Annotated in this window: 15 protein-coding genes; 12 read left to right on the plus strand and 3 right to left on the minus strand. The window is 48.6% G+C overall.

From position 1 onward, the window contains the following. Nucleotides 1-2: 2 nt before the first annotated feature. The 3 genes from IEV98_RS09685 (at nucleotide 3) to IEV98_RS09695 (ending at nucleotide 3806) form a co-directional block, all read left to right on the plus strand. Nucleotides 3-716 (plus strand): SGNH/GDSL hydrolase family protein, encoded by a 714-nt coding sequence (locus IEV98_RS09685; RefSeq protein ID WP_188505641.1) that lies wholly within the window; start codon nucleotides 3-5, stop codon nucleotides 714-716. 92 nt (nucleotides 717-808) lie between these two features. Further along, nucleotides 809-2125 carry an acetylxylan esterase gene (locus tag IEV98_RS09690; protein ID WP_188505642.1) on the plus strand — a complete coding sequence of 439 codons (1317 nt, stop codon included), beginning with the start codon at nucleotides 809-811 and terminating at the stop codon, nucleotides 2123-2125. Between the two features lie 37 nt (nucleotides 2126-2162). Next, nucleotides 2163-3806, plus strand: a complete 1644-nt coding sequence (locus IEV98_RS09695; protein WP_188505643.1) for an FMN-binding glutamate synthase family protein — start codon at nucleotides 2163-2165, stop codon at nucleotides 3804-3806. A gap of 30 nt (nucleotides 3807-3836) precedes the next feature. Here the strand turns inward: IEV98_RS09695 and IEV98_RS09700 are convergent, their stop codons facing one another. Continuing rightward, a complete protein-coding gene (locus IEV98_RS09700) occupies nucleotides 3837-5444 on the minus strand; it encodes a M20/M25/M40 family metallo-hydrolase (RefSeq protein WP_229738651.1) in 1608 nt (535 codons plus the stop codon). Nucleotides 5445-5599: 155 nt separating this feature from the next. On the opposite strand from IEV98_RS09700, the gene IEV98_RS09705 reads away from it, so the two are divergent. Beyond that, nucleotides 5600-6991 carry a DUF3748 domain-containing protein gene (locus IEV98_RS09705; RefSeq protein WP_229738652.1) on the plus strand — a complete coding sequence of 464 codons (1392 nt, stop codon included), beginning with the start codon at nucleotides 5600-5602 and terminating at the stop codon, nucleotides 6989-6991. Between the two features lie 11 nt (nucleotides 6992-7002). Here IEV98_RS09705 and IEV98_RS09710 read toward each other — a convergent pair whose 3' ends face one another. After that, the gene (locus IEV98_RS09710) at nucleotides 7003-9732 is read right to left on the minus strand and encodes a TonB-dependent receptor (protein ID WP_188505644.1); all 2730 of its coding nucleotides are present in this window, start codon (nucleotides 9730-9732) and stop codon (nucleotides 7003-7005) included. Nucleotides 9733-9973: 241 nt separating this feature from the next. On the opposite strand from IEV98_RS09710, the gene IEV98_RS09715 reads away from it, so the two are divergent. The 4 genes from IEV98_RS09715 (at nucleotide 9974) to IEV98_RS09730 (ending at nucleotide 15510) form a co-directional block, all read left to right on the plus strand. Beyond that, complete coding sequence (locus tag IEV98_RS09715; protein ID WP_188505645.1) at nucleotides 9974-12391, plus strand: TonB-dependent receptor; 2418 nt, start codon at nucleotides 9974-9976, stop codon at nucleotides 12389-12391. A 30-nt stretch (nucleotides 12392-12421) separates the two neighbouring features. Then, nucleotides 12422-13597, plus strand: coding sequence for a PepSY-associated TM helix domain-containing protein (locus IEV98_RS09720; RefSeq protein WP_188505646.1), 1176 nt, complete (start codon nucleotides 12422-12424; stop codon nucleotides 13595-13597). A gap of 207 nt (nucleotides 13598-13804) precedes the next feature. After that, the gene (locus IEV98_RS09725) at nucleotides 13805-15046 is read left to right on the plus strand and encodes a cysteine desulfurase (protein ID WP_188505647.1); all 1242 of its coding nucleotides are present in this window, start codon (nucleotides 13805-13807) and stop codon (nucleotides 15044-15046) included. Between the two features lie 44 nt (nucleotides 15047-15090). Further along, nucleotides 15091-15510, plus strand: a complete 420-nt coding sequence (locus IEV98_RS09730; protein WP_188505648.1) for a SufE family protein — start codon at nucleotides 15091-15093, stop codon at nucleotides 15508-15510. Here the strand turns inward: IEV98_RS09730 and lysS are convergent. Then, entirely contained in the window at nucleotides 15507-17225 is a 1719-nt protein-coding gene (gene lysS, locus IEV98_RS09735; protein WP_188505649.1) for a lysine--tRNA ligase, read from the minus strand. The two genes, IEV98_RS09730 and lysS, sit on opposite strands and share 4 nt — an antisense overlap. 230 nt (nucleotides 17226-17455) lie before the next feature. Between lysS and IEV98_RS09740 the strand changes: the two genes are divergently transcribed. From IEV98_RS09740 to IEV98_RS09755, 4 genes are all read left to right on the plus strand, one after another. Continuing rightward, a complete protein-coding gene (locus tag IEV98_RS09740; protein WP_188505650.1) occupies nucleotides 17456-18061 on the plus strand; it encodes an RNA polymerase sigma factor in 606 nt (201 codons plus the stop codon). Between the two features lie 11 nt (nucleotides 18062-18072). Beyond that, entirely contained in the window at nucleotides 18073-19383 is a 1311-nt protein-coding gene (locus tag IEV98_RS09745) for a hypothetical protein (RefSeq protein WP_188505651.1), read from the plus strand. A 216-nt stretch (nucleotides 19384-19599) separates the two neighbouring features. Next, nucleotides 19600-21531, plus strand: a complete 1932-nt coding sequence (locus IEV98_RS09750; protein ID WP_229738653.1) for a sensor histidine kinase — start codon at nucleotides 19600-19602, stop codon at nucleotides 21529-21531. A gap of 99 nt (nucleotides 21532-21630) precedes the next feature. Next, a complete protein-coding gene (locus tag IEV98_RS09755; RefSeq protein ID WP_188505653.1) occupies nucleotides 21631-23046 on the plus strand; it encodes an alkaline phosphatase in 1416 nt (471 codons plus the stop codon). Nucleotides 23047-23052: the final 6 nt, after the last annotated feature.

A 23052-nucleotide genomic window follows, 5' to 3' on the forward strand; every position in this document is an offset into this window, starting at 1 on the left:
TGATGGGGTTACGCATTTCTTTCGTTGTCCTGTTATTCGTTACACTTGTTAAGTACGAGTGTGTGGCAGGTATGGACTCACTAAAAATTGTTGCATTCGGTAACTCGATTACCGCTAGAAGGGCAACAGTGGACACGGTATGGGCAGATCGGCTCCCGTACCTGCTGGCAGATGCGGGAATTACAGCTACGCTCATCAACTCCGGTGTGGGCAGCAGTCACTCGGGTCGGCTCGTGGATAATGATTTTGCTAAAGTTAGACATGCATTGGATAGATTCGAAACAGATGTATTGGATCATCATCCGGATTTGGTCATTATCTCGTTCGGTTCGAATGACGCTTACATTGACGATGGAAACCCGGCAGGGGCATCACGGATTTCACTAGAAAAGTTTAAGGCCAATTTGTCCTTCATGATAAAAGAGTTGAAAAGAAGAAATGTACGAGTATTGTTGGCAGCGCCGCCGCCCTTCGTTTTCGGCAAGGTACGGCAATATCAAAATAAGAGATTGCAACAGTACGTGGAGGCTGTGCGAAAATTGTCAAAGATGTATCAGGTTGGGCTTGCCGATAATTACCGGATTTTTTCGAAATACGCGAAAGAAAAAGGGGGGTACGGCGATCTTTTTCCGGACGGTGTGCACCCGAATGATGAGGGCCATGCGATGATCGCCGAAAATATTGCAATAACGATTGATGAGATGATTGATCAGTAAACAGCAAAAAAGTGTTGCTATGTGACCTGAAAGCATTAATTTAGCTGCACTGATTAACAAACGTTGTACTAGCTATCACTAACTTCTAAATCATGAATAGACGCTCTTTCATCCGTGTCGCTATCGCTGCCTGCGCTTTGCTATTCCTTTCGCTTAGTATCTTCGCGCAATCCAGACCCCCACATCCTATACAGGTATTGGTATCGCCAGACAAGACAGATTGGACATATGTGCCTGGCGAAGAGGCGACGTTTACCATACGGATTCTGAAACATCAGGTTCCAATGGATGATATAGAGGTCTCGTACGCTATCGGTTTGGAAAAGATGACTCCAAGTGACCAAGGCACGTTGCGGTTGAAGGGCGGTGTTGGTACGGTTACCGGTAAATTGCCTGAAGCCGGTTTCCTGCGTTGTGAAGCGAAGGTAAACGTAGAAGGTTCCAGTTATCGGGGGCTTGCCACGGCGGGATACTCCCCTGAAGACATTCAACCAACGCAGCAATTACCCGAAGATTTTTGGGATTTCTGGAATGATGCTAAGACCGAAGCAGCCAACATCCCAATGGATGCTAAGCTCACATTACTCCCTGAAAGCTGTACGGAAAAAGTTGATGTTTACCAAGTGAATATACAGAATTTTGAAACCGGATCCAGGCTTTACGGTATCTTGGCAAAGCCAAAGGCGCCGGGAAAATATCCAGCGGTATTGCAGGTTCCGGGAGCAGGTATCCGCCCTTATGCGGGCATTGTAGACCTTGCAGAAAAGGGAATCATTACTCTGCAGATCGGTATCCATGGTATTTCGGTCACGCAGGAGCCGCGCTTGTACAGTAGCTTGGCAGCTGGGGCCCTAAAGAACTATCAGTTCTTCAACCTGGATAACCGCGATAAATATTATTACAAGCGTGTTTACCTGGGCTGTGTGCGTGCTGTGGACTACCTCTTTTCCTTGTCTGAATTTGATGGTAGTAACTTGGCGGTTTGGGGTGGAAGCCAAGGTGGAGCCCTATCAATCATTACCGCGGCATTGGACAGTCGGGTCAAGTACTTGGTTTCATTATATCCAGCGTTGTGTGATCTAACAGGCTACCTGTATGGCCGGGCCGGCGGTTGGCCACATATGTTCAACGAATGGAATGCACCATTCATGGCCAAGGATGAAAAAATACAAGTATCTGCATACTATGATGTGGTCAATTTCGCCAAATCGGTACAGGTGCCCGGATTTTATACTTGGGGATACAACGATGAGACCTGTCCGCCGACGTCCTATTATGCAGCCTATAATCAGATTAATGCTCAAAAAGAGCTTTATTTGGTGCAGGAAACGGGTCATTGGACATATCCCGAACAACAAGCGAAGATACAGGAATGGTTATTGGCTCGGTTGACAAGTGCCACGGACTAAGCTTTGATTGTTGGCCAATTTTTCGCAGCTTTGGCTTATGCGGAAAAAATTTATATACAGTGCCGTGTGGCTCGTTGCCATTATCGGAGTAACTTGCATTTGGTGGCCTCCGGTATTGTGGAGCCTGATTGTTGTGGTCCCGTTGATCCTGATGGGTGTGTTGGACATCATGCAAACCAAGCAGGCCATCCGGCGTAATTTTCCACTGTTTGGCAGACTGCGGTATTTGTTCGAAAGCATCCGTCCTGAAATCCAGCAGTATTTTGTGGAAAGCGATACGACGGGTCGCCCCTTCAGCCGGATGTTTCGGAGTGTAATTTATCAGCGTTCAAAAAAAGTGCTGGATACCACACCGTTCGGTACCCAATTGAATGTGTACGACAATAACTATGAATGGTTGAGCCATAGCATCACGGCCATCGACTATTTCAAAATCAATGAACATCCGCGTGTTACCGTTGGTGGGCCGCAATGCACCCAGCCGTATTCAAGTAGTGTATTTAACATCTCTGCGATGAGCTACGGTTCACTGAGTAAAAATGCGGTAATGGCGTTGAACGAGGGCGCAAGGATCGGTAGTTTTTATCACAATACCGGCGAGGGTGGGCTTACCGACTACCATTTGGCAGGTGGGGGCGACGTGGTATGGCAGATCGGCACCGGCTATTTCGGGTGCCGGCACGCAGATGGAAACTTCAATCCCGATGCGTTTGCCGAAAAAGCGAAGCATCCTCAGGTAAAAATGATTGAAATCAAATTATCGCAAGGTGCAAAGCCAGGGCACGGAGGTATCCTACCAGCAATAAAGGTCACGCCCGAGGTAGCACGTATCCGTTTGGTGGAAGTAGGAAAGGAGGTCGACTCGCCACCATTTCATCGGAAGTTCTCCACACCGCTCGGACTGCTGGATTTCGTGAAGCAACTACGCGACTTATCTGATGGAAAGCCCATTGGGTTTAAGTTGTGTATCGGCCATCGAAGCGAGTTCATCGCCATTTGCAAGGCCATGGTGGAAACGGATATCTATCCCGATTTCATCACGGTGGATGGTGGGGAAGGAGGAACCGGGGCGGCGCCACTGGAATTTTCCAATTCGGTGGGGATGCCGTTACGTGATGCGTTGGCCTTTGTCTATGACTGCTTGACGGGGTTCAATCTCAAACGCCATATTAAGATCATCGCTGCGGGAAAAATTGCCACTGGTTTTGATCTGGTTAAGAACTTTGCCCTTGGTGCAGATATCTGCAATAGTGCCCGGGGGATGATGATGGCGCTTGGCTGTATCCAAGCGCTGCAATGCCATGCTAATACTTGTCCTACCGGCGTGGCTACCCAAGCCCCTCATTTGGTAAAGGGGTTGGTCGTAGCGGAAAAGCGGGTACGGGTAGCAAATTTTCACCACGAAACGGTGAAAAGCGCAGGCGAACTGATGGGTGCAGCCGGTATCAAGCATCCCGATGATATCCATCGGGTATATATCCATCGACGTGTTTCTCCGAATAAGGTGGAAACGTATCTGGATTCATTTCCCTACATCCCGGCGGGAAGTTTGTTTGAAAGGCCTTATCCGAAATCATTCGAATTGCTCATGAAAATCAGTCGCCCGGATTCGTTTCAGCCAGATTTTTCGGGTGTCGATTTCGTGGAATATTCGTGGGCTAAGAAGCCAATGACGGGATAGGTGCATGCAAGCAACCCATCCCGTGCGGTGTCAATAGCCAACTCCGTTACGCCGCGGTTGACGGATTACGGGCCATTGACCGGGCTGTCCATCTCTGCCTAAGGGCATTACCCGTTTTTCACGGTCTACCAATTCGGATTCTTCGCTGGCCTTATAGGCCAATGTGGCAATGAGGATGACATTGGATTTCAAGTCGTCGAATATCAATTTGTCATAGGTGTCCAGATTGGTGTGCCAGGTAATGGTCCCATATCCCCAAGAGAGTGAACTCATCATGAAAGCCGGAATGCCGGCAGCCACAAATGACGCGTGATCGGACCCCCCGCCACTGGGCGACCCCGGATAGTCGGTTTCGATGCCCTGCGTGACATTCCGCGGAGCCGCATCCATCCACCTGCCCATGAAGTCATATGCATGTAGGAAGCCCGACCCGTTGAGGTTGGCGACCCGCCCAGTACCATTATCTTGATTGAAAACAGCCTGTGTTTTCTCTACAATCTCTGGGTGGTCTAATATGAAGGCTCTGGAACCATTTAGTCCCTGTTCTTCGCTTCCCCAGTGGCCGATGAGTATGGTCCGCTTAGGACTGGGGTACACTTTTTTCAGGATACGGGCCACTTCCATCATGGTGACCGTACCTGTACCGTTATCCGTAGCGCCTGATCCACCTTCCCAAGAATCGAAGTGTGCGGAAAGAATCACATATTCATCCGGTTTCTCCGTCCCTTTGATCTCAGCGATGGTATTGAACGTCGGTACCGTGCCGAGATCCTTGGACTCGGTTTCCACCTTGATGCGGGGCTTATGGCCGTTCTCTGCCAACCGGTATAGCACTCCGTAGTCTTCCAGTGAAATGTCTAGTGAAGGGATCTTTGTGGTGCGTGCACCGAATATCTTATTTGAGCCAAACTCGCGCGACCAATAACACTCGAGGATTCCGGCTGCACCGGCCTCTTCCAACAGACGCGGTAAGGAACGGGAAGAGACTCCGGTAGCCGCGATTTTATCACGCCACTTTTCCGTCAGCGAATCACGTTCCGCTTTCATTCGTTCGACCGATTCGGGTAGACCGAATTCCTCCCAATTGTAATCCGGTCGTCCGGTAGGTTGTAACATCGATATCATTACATACTTACCCTTTACATTGGGCAACCAGGCCTGAAAAGCCACTGAATCGCTTACATCCGGGAGGGTAATGACTTCACCTTCTACCGCTTTACCGCCTGTTGTGGGGCTCCAAGCCAATTGGGTGCCCGCCAAGGTCTTTACGCGTGGATATACCATGTCGATATGGGAAATGCCCCGGTCCCAGCCGCGCCACTCGCCAAATTCCTCGTAACGGGCATCGATTCCCCATGTTGCGTATTTGGCTACCGCCCAATCGTGGGCGTTTTTCATTTGCGGTGTGCCGACCAATCTGGGACCTACTACATCCAGTAATTCATGAGCAAGCTGCTTCAAGTGTGAGTTGTTGTTGGCTTCCGTAACGATTTGCTGCACGACGGGTTCCAGTTTTTGCTCCTGCGTCATCCAGCTGGGTTGGGCATCGGCCAGTATCGCAATTAGCCCAAACAGCAGGCCTAAAGCTATCGATCGAGTCGTACGACGGCATTTCGGTGAATAGTTCATGTGCTTCATCTCATGTTGCTTTTTTGGTTAATTAATTAATGACTAAACTCTTGAAAATTATTGAGAAAAACGATTCTGCGGTAGAAATTTTACGTCAATATCATACAACCCTCTAATAATATGCTATAGGATTGTATGAAATAGGTATACGTATTTTTGCTGTGATGGTAAGGTTAACGGCAAAACGCCTGTGGAGCATTTTTCCCTTTTTAGGGATTGTGTGGTCATGCCATCACCCAGATACCTCGATGATGAATTTTGACGAACGCCAACTTACGACTGGTCCGAAAGGACACACCATCCACCATACCCAAGTGTTTTCGCGAGATGGTCAATGGATTGTATATGATACCCGCAATGACGATACACAGATTGGCAGCACGGGTACGATTGAGATGGTGAATGTAAAGACCGCTGAGGTACGGGAGCTATACCGCACTCCCAACCAAACACGGTATGGGCCAGGGGTAGGCGCTGCGACGTTTTCGCCAATCTTGGATCGCGTGCTCTTTATCCATGGTGTCCGGAATGCGGACGCATTCCGGCCCTATGGTATGACCCGGCGCACAGGGGTTGCAATAGACGTGAGCAGGCCCGGGCAGCCCATTTTTATGGATGCCCGTGACGTTAGCTTTCCGTTTACGCAGGGAGCACTTCGTGGCGGTACCCACGCACATTCGTGGAGTGCCGATGGTACATGGATCAGCTTCACGTATAATGATTATGTAATGGAGCAATTGGCAGGAACGGATTCGTCGGTTTCAGACCTACGCATGGTGGGGGTGATGGTGCCGGGTAACGTCTTGGTTGACGATGATGCGATGCTGGAAAACAATAATGGCTCGTACTTTTCGGTCGTGGTTACCAAGGTGACCGAAAATCCCACGCCGGGGAGTGATGAAATCGACAGGGCATTTGATGAATGCTGGATCGGGGTAGACGGCTACATCAAGCCGGATGGAAGTAAGCAATCGAAGGCGATCGCTTTTCAAGGGAATGTACGCGACAAAACAGGGCAAATGGTTACGGAGATTTTTGTGGCAGATTTGCCGCAAGATTTGACACAAGGAGTCAGCGGGCAACCCTTGGAAGGTACCGCAACTACCCGGCCGGCGGTGCCAGCCGGTGTTGAACAGCGGCGGATTACTTATTCCGATGGAGGCGTTGAAGGACCAAGGCACTGGTTGCGTACGACACCCGACGGAACCCTGGTTATTTACTTAGCTACCGATGACGGTGGCGTGATACAGCTTTTTGGCATTTCGCCAAACGGCGGGCAGCCCCGTCAGCTTAGTTATAACCCGTTTCCCGTACAGGGCCCGTTCAATCTACATCCGAGCGGGCAATGGGTCGCTTATCCAGCCGATAATAGTCTATTCGTCACGCATTTGTCAACAGGGGAATCCCGGCGAATTACCCGGCGTTTCGACGACGCGGACAAGCCGGTCGGTGCACCTAATTGGTCACCTGACGGCACATCGCTTGTCTTTAACCGGTATATGGAACACAAGGATGGCCGGTTTTTGCAACTATTTGTTTTGCAGCAAGTGGAATGATGCCAGGCGGATTAGTTATATAGCTCTTCGTAATCGTCGACTGTTGTTCCGCTTGCAAAATGTCGGATATTATAGGTAAAGCTCAACATGAAATAGCGTTGCAATACATTCGACTGTGAATCCTGGATATACGTTTCCGTAATGTCACGTTGGATATTATTATTCTGGCCGAACAGGTCGTAGACATTTACACTGACTTCGGCCCGTTCGTTCTTCAATAACTTCTTGCCAATCGCCATATTGACCAGGAAAATACTGTTATCATATCCTTCTGAAAGGCCTGTATTGAATTGGTGGTTAAGGTCTAACCGATACACTAGGTTTTGCCATAAAATCCAATTGTAATTCACACGCGTACTTTGGTTGAAAAAGTTGTTGTTGAGTGTGGGGCGCAGCGAATTTTCAACGTTATTGAAGGAGGATCGTGTCCAGATATTGAAATCAATGCGGTCACTGATGTTACTACTCAACGAGAGACCACCGCTATAGCGCATTGAATTGACGGTATTGATCTCGTCATTGATCATCCCGGGGCTATGACTGTACCGAATGCCCCCGTGTACATTGAAGTTGGAAGGAAGGAAACGAACGGGCAGGCCATAGTGAAAATAGGACCGAAGGTCCCAGTACCCATCCAAATTGACTGGCCTGGTGAGTTGAGCTCCTCGTTCAAGGACGATGCCTTCGGCTAATTCAATGGGTTCACTGGCGATAGTCGTGCTACTGACCACATTATTGGAGGTCAGGGAAGACTGGACTTGGGCAAAGAAACTACGTTCGGTCTGCGGGTTATAACTCCGATAGCGCAAGCGAAAGCGATTGCTGTATGATTGGTCAAGGTTTGGATTCCCCGTACGGAGGTGCAATGGATTGGAGTTGTCGATAGCACCCTGCAGATCTCCGATGGACGGCGCATTCGTGCGCGCGTCATAATCAAATTCAAGATTTTTGGAATCTGTGAATTCATAGTCGATACGGGCTGAAGGCAACACGCTCCGGAATGTGCGGTGTAAAATGAAAGTGCTGGGAAATTCTTGATCGTTTGTTAACTGGGCGTGCTGGAACTCCGCTTCTACCTGCACCCGCAGTTTCTCCAACGCATATTGATAGCCAATTTCTGCCTCTTGTGCAAGATATTTGCTATTGAAAGTGTTACTGAGCATCGTGTCGATGCGCAACCGGTTTCCCATTTCGTCCGTATCATAGGTCAGCTGGTCCGAATCGTCTTTACGATTGCCCACTTCATATTCCAGCTCCACCATGCCACGTTTGCCGATCGGTTCGGTATACGATGCGCTGGCTTCCCAAGAAAACCCTTTGCGTACTCGGACGATGTTTTGGCTGATGTTCTCCAGGCGCTCGGCCGGATCATAGAATATATTCGCTGCTTGCCGGTCTGCATCGTCATCGTTTTTGTGGTTACCTGTTTCCAACCCCAGGCGGAGGCTACGGCCCGGTTTTGCGAAGCGTCTGCTGTAATAAAGCCGGCTATCGAAATCGATATCTGAATTAGTGGCCTGTCGACGGTTTTCAGTTTGATTCATCGGGCCGGAGTTCGCTGACGTGTTTCCGGTAAAAAAGCTGCTTTCTTTATCGAGCTCTGCCGAAAAGTTCGGCCGGAACAGAATCCGGTTATTGCTATCGATGTTGTATTCAAATCGCATGTCAAAGCGATGCTCCATATTCCGGCGTGTATTTGTGCTCGATTCGGTATATCGCTGGCCGTCATCATCGGGGAGGACATACTCACGGAAGAGGGAGGACTCGCCGAAATTTTTGCGATGGTTAAACAGGTAGCTGGCGTTGAGTTCGACTTTTTCTCCCCAATTGTCGGTGTAGTTGACTCCAATACGATTGGTATTGATAATTCCATTTTGAGGGCGGACTTCTCCTTGGCTGTTCGGATCGGCGGAATAGTCTACAGCGTTGATGTTATTGGTTAGTCCGGTAATCGTGAGGCGCTGGTCTTCATTAAAGGCATTTACGCTGGCGCCTGCCATATAGCGGTCGTTATCGCCATATCCGGCCGAAGCTTTGCCAAAGAGGCCTCGCCGGCTATTGGGCTTGGTGATGATGTTGATGGTTTTCAGTCGCTCACCGTCGTCGAATCCGCTTAACTCGGCCTTATCGCTTAGTTTGTCGAAGACCTGGATGCTCTGGATGATTTCGGCAGGCAGGTTCTGCAGGGCGGCTTTGACGTCCGTGCCGAAGAAGGGCTTGCCATCCACAAGGATCTGTGTGATGTTTTCACCTTGGGCTTGGAGACTGCCATCCTCGTTGCCCATTCCGGGCATTTTTTCGATGAGATTCTGGGCGGTAGCGTCCTTCATCGTCTGGAATGCGGCCGCGTTAAATTGGGTCGTGTCGCCACGCTGCTCACCCACGGGCGGCCGCATCATAATGGTCACCTCATCCAGAAGCCGTGCGTTTTCCAGCAGGTATAGCGTCCCGATAGTTGTGTTTTTAGTCACTTCTACCTGTTCGTCGAGGGTTTCGTATCCGAGATATTGTATACGCAACAGGTAATTACCCGCAGCTACGTCCTCAAAATCAAATGTGCCATCCGAATGAGTAACCGTTTCGCTCAGGATTATGGAGTCTGGTGTATTAATCAGCGAAACCGTTGCGTTGGGAAACGGTGTATTGCCGCTTGCGTGCTGAATACTTCCTTGGATAGTGTATTGCTGGGCGAATGCCGGAAAGCACAGGAATAGAAGCACTGTATGCAGTAGGTATTTCATTAAAGCGTGTTAGTTTTAGTATCTGTCCTAGCCGCACAAATATCAGACCGTCATCAAACAGGAGGCCCGTTAAATCTGTCATGTCACATGTTCGTTATGTAAAAAGGCTGTTAACTTTTCCGTCTTTGTTTTGCCGTTTATGGCGGGAAGAACTCAATACCGGGTTATTTATTTAGATTATTTTAAAATAAATGGTTTAGAATCGATTTAAATAATATTTTTGCCATGAAATCAATTCTTCATGAGCGCTACATATTACTATACCGTTTTCTTTATCTTGTACTCCGTGGTTGCATTCGCCCAAACGGGTAATATCAACGGATCAGTTACCACTGATGACGGCCGTCCGGCTGAGTCCGTAAATATATCGGTAAAAGGTGCCGGTAAGGGAACGGTAGTAGACCGTAACGGTAATTATGAAATCCATAACGTACCTGTAGGTGTACATACCATGACGGCGTCTTTTGTTGGACTGGGAACGCAGGTAAAAACGGTAACCGTAACATCCGGTGGAACGGCGGTGATCGATTTTGTACTCCCCGAAAATTCGGCGAGGTTGAGGGAAGTCATCGTTTCTTCACAATTATCAGCCAACAAGCCGACCGTTATAGCGAAGATTCCACTCACCAACCTGGAAAACCCGCAGGTGTACAATGCTGTTTCTGTTGAACTATTAAAGCAGCAGGTAATCACCAGCTACGATGACGCGCTACGCAATGTGCCCGGTATCACACGAACTTGGGAGGCAACCGGACGAGCTGGCGATGGCGCAGCTTATTTTGCTCTTCGGGGGTTTGACGCCCAGCCGGCACTGACCAACGGATTGCCCGGGTTGACCAGTGGGAACCTTGACCCGGCCAACGTGGAGGAAATCCAGGTGATGAAGGGGCCTTCAGCGACCTTATTTGGTGGCAGCTTTTACAGTTACGGCGGTTTAATCAATACCGTCACCAAAAAGCCTTACCTTGGTTTTGGTGGCGAGGTAACCTACAATTTGGGTAGTTTCGGTCTGAATCGCATTTCGACAGATATCAACACGCCGCTGAGCAAAACAGAAAAGATTGCGTTGCGGATTAATACCGCGTACCATACGGAGAACAGTTTTCAGGACGCAGGCTTTAAGAAATCGTTTTTTATAGCCCCGGCGTTAGCCTATGAGGTCAATGATCGACTGTCTTTCCAAGTGCTGGCAGAAATCCTGGAGGAAGAGCGATCTGTTGCACCTGTGTTTTTTCATTCGGATCGGCTTAGTCCACTTGATTTCACAAGTATTGAAGAACTTAACCTCAACAATTCCCTGTCATTTACAAGTAACGACATTACCATCAAAAACCCCAAGTATAATCTTCAAGGGCAAATGGTGTACAAGTTAGCTGACCAATGGACCTCTCACACGGTGATTTCACGGGGAACCGTGAAATCAAACGGCTATTATACGTATATTTGGGATGACGTAGCCGGCGACAATGATTTCAGCCAGTACTTCCACAAGGAACAGCAAACGACGAATACGACGGTTATTCAGCAGAATTTTAATGGCGACTTTAAAATTGGCACATTGCGAAACCGCCTGTTGATCGGCCTCGATTACTACGACCGGAATGTCATCGATCATGGCTCGGGGTGGGGATGGGCCCGTAACGTAACCCCCCAAGGCGATGTCAATTACATTGATCCGTTTACCGGAGAGGATATGCCACCAGTTTATCTCACACAGGCTTCCATTGAAAATCTACTCGGTGGACTGGAGGGCGTAAATAGCAATATATCAAACAGCTCATACGGTGCTTATTTCTCCAACGTACTGAATGTGACGCCGGGTATCATGGCCATGGTGAGCCTACGAGCTGATTATTTCGATTCCAAAGGCGAGATGAACACGCCGGATGATAACTACGACCAGTTTGCGCTGTCGCCCAAATTCGGTTTGGTATACCAACCGGTGCTGGATAAGGTTTCGCTGTTTGCCAACTATATGAATGCTTTTATCAACGTTTCGCCCCAACAGGTGTTTGATCAGGACGGGAATTACCTCCGTGTACAGTCGTTCAAACCCGAGCAGGCCAATCAATTGGAATATGGCGTAAAAACCAACCTGTTCGCTGATAAGCTGTATGCCACGGTGTCGGTATATGATATCAAGGTATCAGACCGGGTATATCCCGATCCCCAAAATCCGAATAACTCGGTGCAGGGCGGTAAAGTAGGGAGTAAAGGAATTGAATTTGACTTCAGTGCCCACCCGCTTGCAGGGTTGAGCGTGATAGCGGGCTATAGTTATAACGAAACCCAAGTGATCGAAGGCAATGACAACGATTTTTATTCGGAGCCCGGCCGTAGCCCGGGAGGCCAAGGACCACAAAACCTCGTCAATATGTGGGCTACCTATAAATTCCTAGGCGGCAAACTTAAAAATTATGGATTGGGGATAGGGGGGAACTATGCCAGCCGTTATAAGGTCATCGACAATAGCCAGACCGGGGTCTTCTATCTGCCGGCATATACATTGGTTAATGCGAGCTTGTTTTACAATGGGGAGCACGTACGGATCGCTTTCAACATGAATAACATGGCAGACGAAACCTACTATATTGGCTATTGGTCGGTAAACCCACAGAAGGGGCGCAATTTTGCGGCCAGTGTGGCTTATAAATTTTAACCATTTTCGAGAATTGTTTATCTTCCACACGTGAAAGCACAGACAATAAAAAATTGGTTCAACATCCACAAGTGGACAAGCTTGGTCAGTACGGTCTTTCTACTGATGTTGTGCATCACCGGCTTACCCCTGATTTTCTATGAGGAAATAGACCACCTCATACATGAAGAACTTGAGGCAACCATCCCGCTGCCGGAGGCCGCCCCGCTTTCTAAAGACGTTGTACTGCAGCAGGCGATGAATGAAATACCTGGAAAGGAAGTGAAGTACATTTTTTGGGACGGAGACCATCATCCGGGACAAATGTTTGTTACGTTGGCCGATTCGTCTGAAGCACCTATCGAGGCCGACCATTACCTGACCATGGACGAACACACCGCGAAGGTATTGGACGCACCACCAAATGAAATGGATTTTATGTTGGTGATGTACTATCTGCACGTCGAAATGCTTGCCGGGATACCCGGTAAACTCTTCCTTGGTCTGATGGGCCTTCTTTTTATGTTGGCGATCATATCGGGCGTAATGCTGTATGGACCGATCATGAAACGCTATGATTTTGGTATGATCCGTACGGAGAAGTCTGTAAGGCTTCGGTGGCTTGATCTTCACAACTTACTTGGGATTGTCACATTGGCATGGGCGTCTGTAGTTGGACTCTCCGGGGTGATCAACACGTTAGCAGATCCGGCGCTGGAAATGTGGCGTGCAGGGCAGCTGGCTGACATGGTTGCCGAATACGAAGACCAACCGAAAGTAGCGCCACCATTTAGCTCACTGCAAGCTGCCCTGAATACGGCGCGGGCCGCGGCACCCGGTATGGAAGTGTCTTTTGTGGCTTATCCGGGTACGTTATACTCGAGCAGGCACCATTACGCTGTGTATATGATTGGCACGACGCCGCTTACTTCGCGGATTATCAAACCTGCATTGATCGATGCCAAAAATGGAGGACTCACAGCCATTAAGGATCTTCCTTGGTACCTGAAAACTATTTTTATCTCCCAACCCTTCCACTTCGGTGATTACGGGGGGATGCCGATGAAGGTAATCTGGGCGATTCTGGATATCCTGACGATCATCGTGCTGGTGTCGGGAATTTATCTTTGGTTTGCCCGGCGCAAAGCGAAGCAGGTGCAACTGAAAAGGCTAATGAAAAATGCCGGGTCACTTACGCTACTAACCGTTGATGAAGATGGCGACTAAAAGCAATGATTTTGTCAAAATCTGGAGCAAGCCTATCCTACTGTTTGTTGTTACAATAATCGGATTGCTACTGGCTATTATAGGTACAGGAATCTGGCATGTGCTGTCCTGGATAGCGCTGATTATCCCTATTTATGTAATGGTTAGCTACGGAGCTCGGTTTTTTAAGTAGGGTTGCTTAACAAAATACTTGTACCTTTGTATCCTATGGAACGGACAGCAGTATTGGAGCGGTTCGACGTCAACAATGTAAGGAAAGACTTCCCTATCCTGACCCGAACGGTAAATGGCAAGCCGCTGGTGTATTTGGATAATGGGGCAACCACGCAAAAGCCCCGACAGGTCATCGACGCGATCGCTCACTATTATACCCAATTGAATAGTAATGTACACCGCGGCGTACACCATCTTAGCCAATTGGCTACAGATGCTTTCGAGGTGACGAGGCGTAAGCTCAAGCCCTTTATCAACGCGGCCCACGAGCATGAAATTGTTCTTACCAAGGGAACCACGGAAAGCATCAATTTGGTAGCAACATGCTATGGAAAAGCATTTCTCCACGCTGGTGACGAAATCATTATCTCGACAATGGAGCACCATTCCAACATTGTGCCCTGGCAAATCGTTTGTGAAGAACGCGGTGCGGTATTGAAGGTAGTGCCCATCAATGAAGCCGGAGAATTGGATATGGCAGCTTATCGATCGATGCTTAGTGACCGAACGAAGATGGTAGCCATTACGTACGTATCCAATGCCTTGGGTACCGTAAATCCGGTAAAGGAAATCATTGACTTGGCCCATGCAAGCGGAGCGGCCGTTTTGGTAGATGCTGCACAGGCCATACAGCATTTACCCATAGACGTCCAAGCACTTGACGTGGATTTTTTGGTGTTTTCCGGACATAAGATGTACGGCCCGACAGGGATAGGCATATTGTATGGAAAGGAAAAGTGGCTGAATGCGATGCCACCATATCAGGGCGGTGGAGAGATGATCAAGGAAGTGACATTTGCTAAGACCACATACAATGAACTCCCCTTCAAGTATGAGGCGGGGACGCCCAATATCGAAGCGGGTATTTGCCTCGCACACGCCATCGACTATATCCAGGAAATCGGACTGGACCAAATTGCACGGCATGAACACGAATTGCTGGAATATGCGACAAGACGATTGCTAGAAATACCGGGTTTGCGAATTATTGGCACCGCGAAGGAAAAATCGAGCGTCGTCTCCTTTTTGCTGGATGGCGTGCATCCCTACGACGTGGGTGTAATTTTAGATAAACTAGGTGTAGCGGTACGGACAGGCCATCATTGTACACAGCCGCTTATGGATCGCTATGGCATTCCCGGTACGGTACGCGCTTCCATCGCCGTCTACAATACCACGGAGGATATCGATGCATTGATAGCCGGTGTAGAACGGGCAGCCGCGATGCTACGGTAAGTTGAAAGAAGGGGAAGGCCGCTTACTAAGTACTGAAACAAACAATGACTATCAACGAAATACAGGACGAACTTATTGACGACTTCTCCTTTTTTGACGATTGGATGGCGAAATACGAATACATCATCCAATTGGGCAAGGAGTTGCCGCTCATCGATGATCGATACAAGACAGACCATTATTTAATCAAGGGGTGTCAATCGAAAGTGTGGTTGCATGCCGACCACCAGGATGGTAGGGTCATATTTACGGCGGATAGCGATGCCATCATCACGAAGGGGCTGGTCGGGTTGATGGTAAAGGTGTTATCCGGGCACGCTCCCGACCAAATCGCTAACAGCAACCTGTATTTTATCGATGAGATCGGATTGAAAGAACACCTTTCGCCCACACGAGCGAATGGCCTCCTCTCCATGGTGAAGCAAATGAAGCTGTATGCGGTGGCACTGAATGCCAAAGCTTAGTCAAACCATTTCATCACCTCATCCTTGGTTGGCATGGGGATTTCCAGTTTCATTTTCTTGCGCATGCCACCAAGGTCATTGAAAACTTTGTTGGGATTTGCCGACTTTAACGCTTCGATAGTGGTGAGTCCCATTTTCTGCAATACCGATACCCATTCTTCAGGTATCCCCTGTGCAAGATAATCGGCTACGCTTGCTTGCTTTGCCGTTTTCTCCGGGCGCATTTGCGGGAAGAAGAGCACATCTTGTATACTTTGTTGATTGGTCATGAGCATGGCTAACCGGTCAATACCAATCCCGATGCCTGCCGTGGGCGGCATCCCATACTCCAATGCTCGTAGGAAATCGTAGTCGATAAACATAGCCTCGTCATCGCCACGTTCCATCAATTTGAGTTGCTCCTCAAATCGTGCTCGTTGGTCGATGGGGTCGTTGAGCTCGGTATAGGCATTGGCCAACTCCTTGCCATTGATCATCAGTTCAAAGCGCTCCACCAAGTCCGCTTTGCTACGGTGTTTCTTGGTGAGTGGGCTCATTTCGACAGGATAGTCGATGATGAAGGTAGGCTGGATGTAGTGGTGTTCACATTTCTCGCCGAAGATTTCATCAATGAGCTTGCCTTTCCCCATACTTTCGTCGGTAGCGATACCCAGTTGCTTGCACACATCACGGAGCCCGCCTTCGTCCAATTGATCCACTTCGAAACCCGTATGCTCCTTGATGGCATCGTAGATGCTTACGCGGGGATATGGGGCTGCGAAATTGATTTGCTTGTTGCCTACCTGCAAGTTGGCAGTGCCATTGGTGGCGATGGCTACGTGCTCAAAAAGTTTTTCGGTGATTTCCATCATCCACAGGTAATCTTTGTAGGCCACGTAGAATTCCAGCACAGTAAATTCAGGATTATGTGTACGGTCCATCCCTTCGTTGCGGAAATTGCGACTAAATTCATACACCCAGTCGTAGCCTCCTACAATGAGCCTTTTGAGGTAAAGCTCGTTTGCGATGCGAAGATAAAGCGGCATATCCAACGCATTGTGATGTGTAATAAATGGCCGGGCGGCAGCTCCACCGGGAATGCTTTGCAATACGGGGGTGTCTACCTCTAGCGCGCCACGTTCGTTTAGGAAATCCCGGATAGCAGTTTTTACCTTTGACACCTTCACGAAGGTATCCCGTACCTGCGGATTGACCACAAGATCGACGTACCGCTGGCGGTAGCGGAATTCGGGGTCAGTGACGGCATCGAAGGTTTTACCATCCGCGGACTTTACTACCGGCAGCGGCTTGAGTGATTTTGCTAGCAATGTCAATTCCTGCACGTGGATGGAAATCTCTCCGGTATTGGTGGTAAACACGAACCCATTTATCCCGATGTAGTCGCCGATATCTAGCAATTTCTTGAAGACGGTATTATACAAGGTCTTGTCTTCGCCGGGACAAAGGTCATCGCGTTTTAGGTAAGCCTGAATCCGCCCGGTAGCGTCCTGTAACTCGACAAAGGAAGCGTTACCCATGATGCGGCGACCCATCATCCTGCCCGCAATGCTGATATTTTTATAGTTCAGCTTATCGCGCTCATAATTTTCCAAGATATCCTTGGCGGTGGCATTGATTTCGAAGGCCTGGGCAGGATAGGCATTGATCCCCAAAGATTCCAACTTAGTTAGCGCTTCCCTGCGCTGTATTTCTTGTTCAGATAGTACGCTACTCATCCGCTATAAATTAAGCGGCAAACTTAGTTAAAAAGCGCTTTAATTGCAATGGTCGAGAAGTTCTGAAAGTGGTGTAGCGTTTTTGTTTTTATTTACGTTCCCTTAATAACATAAAGTGATATTAGGCTTATATGATTAATTTTTCGTAGAACTGGCTACATACCGGGGGAATTGGGCGTATATTTGTGATGTAAATTCAAAGAGCTGATTAATAGTAGTGTAGCCGCGTAGTGAGTTTCAATATCCGATACTTGAAGGGGAAGCAAGCGTTGTCATTGGAGAGCGCGGTGCGGAGTTGTGCCCAGAATGGGGATGAACGTAGCAAGGAATTCATTTACAAAAATTGCTACGGATATGTTCGTGCGATTACCATGCGATACGTCAAAAATGAATACGATGCCGAGGAGCTCACCAACGAAAGTTTTATACGGGCATTTGGTAAAGTCGGAACATTCAGCAGCGGGGATGCCGGAGAGCGCTTTGAAAAGTCCTTCCGTGCTTGGCTGGCTCGTATAGCGGTAAACATCTCCATTGACTTTCTACGGGCTCAAAAGCAATTTGTACCATTGGACGAGATCAATGAAGGTGAAATACAACAGCAAAGTGTGGCGGTATCGGGGGATTTGCACGTTGAAGATATTATGAAGCTGCTTGCGCAACTGCCGGAGATCCAACGGGCCATTTTTAACTTATACGAGGTGGAAGGATATTCGCACGAGGAAGTTTCGGTGCTGTTAGCGATACCTGAAAGTACCTCCAGGACGTACCTCACACGAGCGAAAAAGAAATTGAGACAGCTTTACTTGGCATCGACAAATATCACGGCCGGATTTTAATAATTGCTGAGATGAACGAGCGTGAAGAAAATAAGGAATTGATTCGACGGATAGCGGAAACCCTGCGTGATCACGTCGAGCCCTACAAGGAGGGAGCGTGGGAGCGGTTTGACGGGGCCCATACCAAGCCCGCTAGGCGGGTATTGTGGTTGCCTTATTGGAGTGCGGCTGCCGTGCTGTTGTTGGCCGTGGGATTATTTTGGTTTACGCGCCAGTCGGAAAATCCCGAACATGCGCAGCCCGATCTCGCCCGGCAAGGTGTGGGCTCGCAACAGGTTATTCCGCAAGAACCAGCGACGTCAGTATCGATACAGGAAGAACAACCAATCGATGCCACTGTTGGCACGGCTTTGCCTGTGTCAATTGCTGAAAACGAACAGCTATTGGCGGTAGGCCATACAGTGGTCAACAGGGATGCAGTTGCAGCGACTGATACGGTAGCCGAAGATGCGATAAGGCTTGACGAGGCAATTGGATTAGCCGATACGACAGCGGTTACTGAGGAGAACCCCATTTCCCAGCGGTTAGCTGCTACCGTAGAGCGGGACACACCGGGCCAATCGGTAAACCCATTCTCGGCAGAAGGGCTGGTTGACCAGGAAACCTCGAGTCCGGCCTATGCGATTGCAGCAAATAAATCCCGAGGTTCGCTGGGAAAATGGGACTTGGGTTTGGTGGTGTCGCCGTCCCTCACCAGCGAGCAGGTCAATATGGGCGGGGGAATTGCCGTTGCGTACCGATTGTCGGACAAGTTTTCTCTAGGATCCGGTGTATCGATTGGTCAACTGGGTGTAGGGCAGAATCCAAATTATGAACCAGGTATGGAGTATTCCGCTACTCCAAATGCTCCTAACCCCAGTACCGGCAGTGCTGGATTTGTAGCTGACGCGAAGGCATATCGCGAAGAAACGTCGGTAACGAGCAGCGTGGTTGCACTGGATATACCCTTTGACCTGCGCTATGAGGTAGCCAAAGGTTTCTATACGTCGGTAGGAGTGTCTTATGTTGCCGTCCTGAACGAGCAGCGTACGTCCCATTATGTAGCTCGGCTCAATGAACGGACGTTGGAGAACAATTATGCTGCAGATAAGAATTTGGCAGCAGCTGTAGCGGCTGTTTTTTCGGAAGAAAAAATTGCTGATCAACCAATGAAAGGAAAAGGATATACTGGCTTCGTGAATTTTTCCATAGGCCGTAAGATTCCGCTTTCGAGTAAGCTGTCGCTCGCGGTGGAACCTTATTTCAAACTCCCCATAGGAAGACTTTCTCGGGCAGATATGGACTTTACCAATGGCGGAATCCGTATTGTAACCGGGTTTTAACTGCCTTCGCCCGGTAATAATTATTTGCGGCCATCGTTTTGATTAGTTCGTGAAATCTGTTATATTTGGATTGTCCTTGATTGGATACCTAATCGTCTACCTTTGTGTTTTTTTGAGTGCTAAAACATGCTCGATGTGGGATGAGCAGCGTATTTGGGTGTGAGATTTTTACGTCTACGTCACGGCGGAGGCGGTGGTTTTGCAAACGTATAACTGATGGACCGTATTTGCCTGTATTTTTATTTAATGCTCATTTTACTGGTGATCCTTGGTTCTTCTACACGAGCATTCCAAGGGCCTTCTCCGTTATCACATACGGATACTGCCATCATCAATGACTGGTATAGGGGAGCTTTTCTTTCGATGAAGGGCAACTTGAAGCGATCGGATGATTTCGTCAATAAGGCATGGAAAATGGCCATCGACATCGGCTATGACCAAGGGATAGCCGACGGGTATTATTACACGGGGTGTATTTATGAGCAAAAAGGAGCGCTGGATATTGCCGGAAGATATTTTGAAAAAGCGATCTCGCTTTACCTGCAGGGGCAATTTATGGATAACTTACCCGATAGCTACCGGCGACTGGGAGAAATTTACATCCATGACGGAAGGTATTATACGGGATTGCAGAATTTCCTCAATGGCCTGCGTGTAGCTGACGAGCAGGGGAATCGTATTGATCAGGTAAGATTGAGCATCCAACTTGCCAATTATCACAACACGATTTCGAGAGATTATAAAGAAGCAATCGCGATACTTCGCGATGCCGAACGGTGGACGAATGCTGTCGGCTATACCCATGCGTTGGGCCCGATCTATTTGCAGTACAGCATCAGCTATGGGAAACAACAGGACTACACCGGTGCATTGCATTATACGGATTTGGCACGACGGGCATTTGTTGAAGCATCCGACAACAAGAATTTGCTGGAAACGTTGCTCACCGAAGGTGACGTGTATGGCCGCATGCATGATGAAGGTCGATTGGCTAACATTCTTGAAGAGGCCGAACACTTAATCGATTCCATCGGCGATGATCGATTAACATCCCGCTTTCAACTGTTATATGCCACGGAGTTGTATTTTCTCGGCGACTACAACACGGCATTAGATACCTGCGAAGCACTTTATGCGCAACTGAAAAGCGCGGCACAGCAATCCGATCGGCTACGGGTTCGGTTGCTGCATGCGAAAATCCTGTTTGCTACGGGTGATCTTCGTAGAGCGGACAGTTTGATTGGCGATTATGCACATGTTAAGGATAGCCTTTATGCCGCGCAATACGTTGGACAGGGCATGGAAATGAGTGAGAATTACAAGCTGGAAAAGTTTGAGCGACAAATTAAAGAACAGGAATTATTATTATCCAATACCCGTTATCAACGTTACGGCCTGATTACGGGTATTGTGGTATTGTTAACGATTTTAGGCATCCTATACTTCCATTTCCGGGAAAAGGATAAACTGGCACACCGCGTGGCGTTGCAGAACGCAGAGATATCGGTCCAAAACGAAATTTTGAAACAAGCTAACAAACAGAATGAACTATTGCTACGGGAAATACATCATCGTGTAAAAAACAATCTCCAGATCATCAACAGTTTGCTTAGCCTACAGTCGAGGAAGACCACGAATCGGGAAGTTATTACCATGATGCAGGAAAGCAGTAGCCGGATAAATTCCATTGCGCTTATCCATAATAAGTTATATCAGCAACAAAGCATCAACCGGTTAAATATCCAGGACTATATTGAGCAGTTGGGGGCGCATTTGTTGAGTATTTACAATGTCGGAAATAAGCGTGTGCAATTCCATGTGGAGGCCAATGATGTCTCATTGGATATCGATACGGCGATATCCGTTGGATTGATACTGACGGAATTGACGACCAACTCGTTGAAATATGCTTTTGTAGGTCGCGAAGCGGGCGAAATCCATGTTGATGTGAGCTATAAAGGGGATCGGGATTATGAATTGGTTTTCAAGGATAATGGGGTGGGCATACCGGAAACTAAACGTAAGCAGACGAATGAAACATTGGGGTTCAGGTTGATCCACTCCTTAACTCGACAATTGGCCGGGATGGTCCACTATACATTTGATGAATTTTCGATGTATAATATCCGTTTCAAGGGACAGGCTTGATTGCCTGAACGTACTATTAAATCATGGTGGCTTCACATGTTGTTTATATAAATTGCGTATTTTTAGGAAATTTTAACAACCCACTCAAAATTCTATTTGATGAAGCGCAGAGATTTTTTTAGAAAGACAGCCATTGCTGCTGCGGGCGCAACGGTGCTCTCCCCCCTTAGTTCGATGGCCGGGAGCGACCGTCCGGCAGCATTCGAATCTCCACTACGGAGTAAAGCGAAAAACATTATCTTCATGGTTAGTGACGGTATGAGTGTTGGGACGTTAAGCATGGCAAACATGCTTAGTGAGCGTCGCGACGGTACATTATGCGAATGGATGTCGCTGTATCATCGGGGTGTAGTGAGCCGCGGATTGATGGATACCGCTTCGGCAAACAGCCTGGTTACCGATTCATCCGCGGCGAGCTCTTCATGGGGTGGTGGGGTCCGTGTAAATAATGGGGTGCTTAATGTGGCTCCCGATGGAAGCCGGCCGGTTCCGATTCTGCAGAAGTTCAAGGCTGCCGGAAAAGCTGTTGGCTGCGTGACGACCGTGCCGATTACCCATGCCACACCAGCTGGATTTTGTGTGAATAGCGATAGCCGCTCTGACCAGCCCGGAATCGCACTGCAATACCACGATTTGCGTTTTGACGTGATGATGGGGGGCGGTGCCGAGTTTTTCAGCACAGATAAACGGAAAGATAAGCAGGACGTGTTTGGTAAGTTTGCGGGGAGCGGTTTCCAGGTGGCGAAAACAAGGGCGGAAATGCAGGCCATTGACGCAGCCGGGGAAGACGCACCTATCTTGGGTGTATTTAGTCAAAATGGTTTGCCATATGCCTTGGACAGGGAAAATGACGACGCGTTGAAAACGACTACGCCTTCGCTGGCCGAGATGGTAGGGACAGCGATCCGTCACCTGCAGAAAAACCGTAACGGATTCGTGCTGCAGGTGGAAGGAGGAAAGGTGGATTGGGCGGCGCATGCGAATGATGTTGGCGGGTTATTATATGACCAGTTGGCCTTCGACGAAGCGTTGGCTACAGCCGTCGCTTTTGCCGAAGCCGATGGAAATACGCTGGTCATTGTGACGACCGATCATGGCAACGCCAATCCGGGCCTTTTTGGTGCGACCGAGGATTTTGAAAAGATCATCGGTTTTAAACACACCAATGACTGGGTATTGCAGGGGATAGACCGAGATTTTACGGCAAATCAGGTACGGGAGCGCATTGAGCATGCACAAGGGTATGCTATCAATGCGAACGAAGCCATCCAGCTACTTTCCCATTATGTAACCGACCGGGACGAAGATGGCTTGTACAACCCCTATAAGCTGCCATTTGCTGATTTTGCCGATATCCAGCGTAAGTACACATCCGTCGGTTGGGCAAGTACGGGCCATTCGGGCGATCATGTGGAAATTGCCGCCTATGGAGCATGTCGAGAATTGCTTAAGCCGTTTGTACGGAATACCGACCTGCACTACCTCATGCTTGAGGTAGCCGGTGTGCAACGGTAGAAGCAG

This window comes from Parapedobacter pyrenivorans (assembly GCF_014636865.1).
GTDB classification, from domain to species: domain Bacteria; phylum Bacteroidota; class Bacteroidia; order Sphingobacteriales; family Sphingobacteriaceae; genus Parapedobacter; species Parapedobacter pyrenivorans.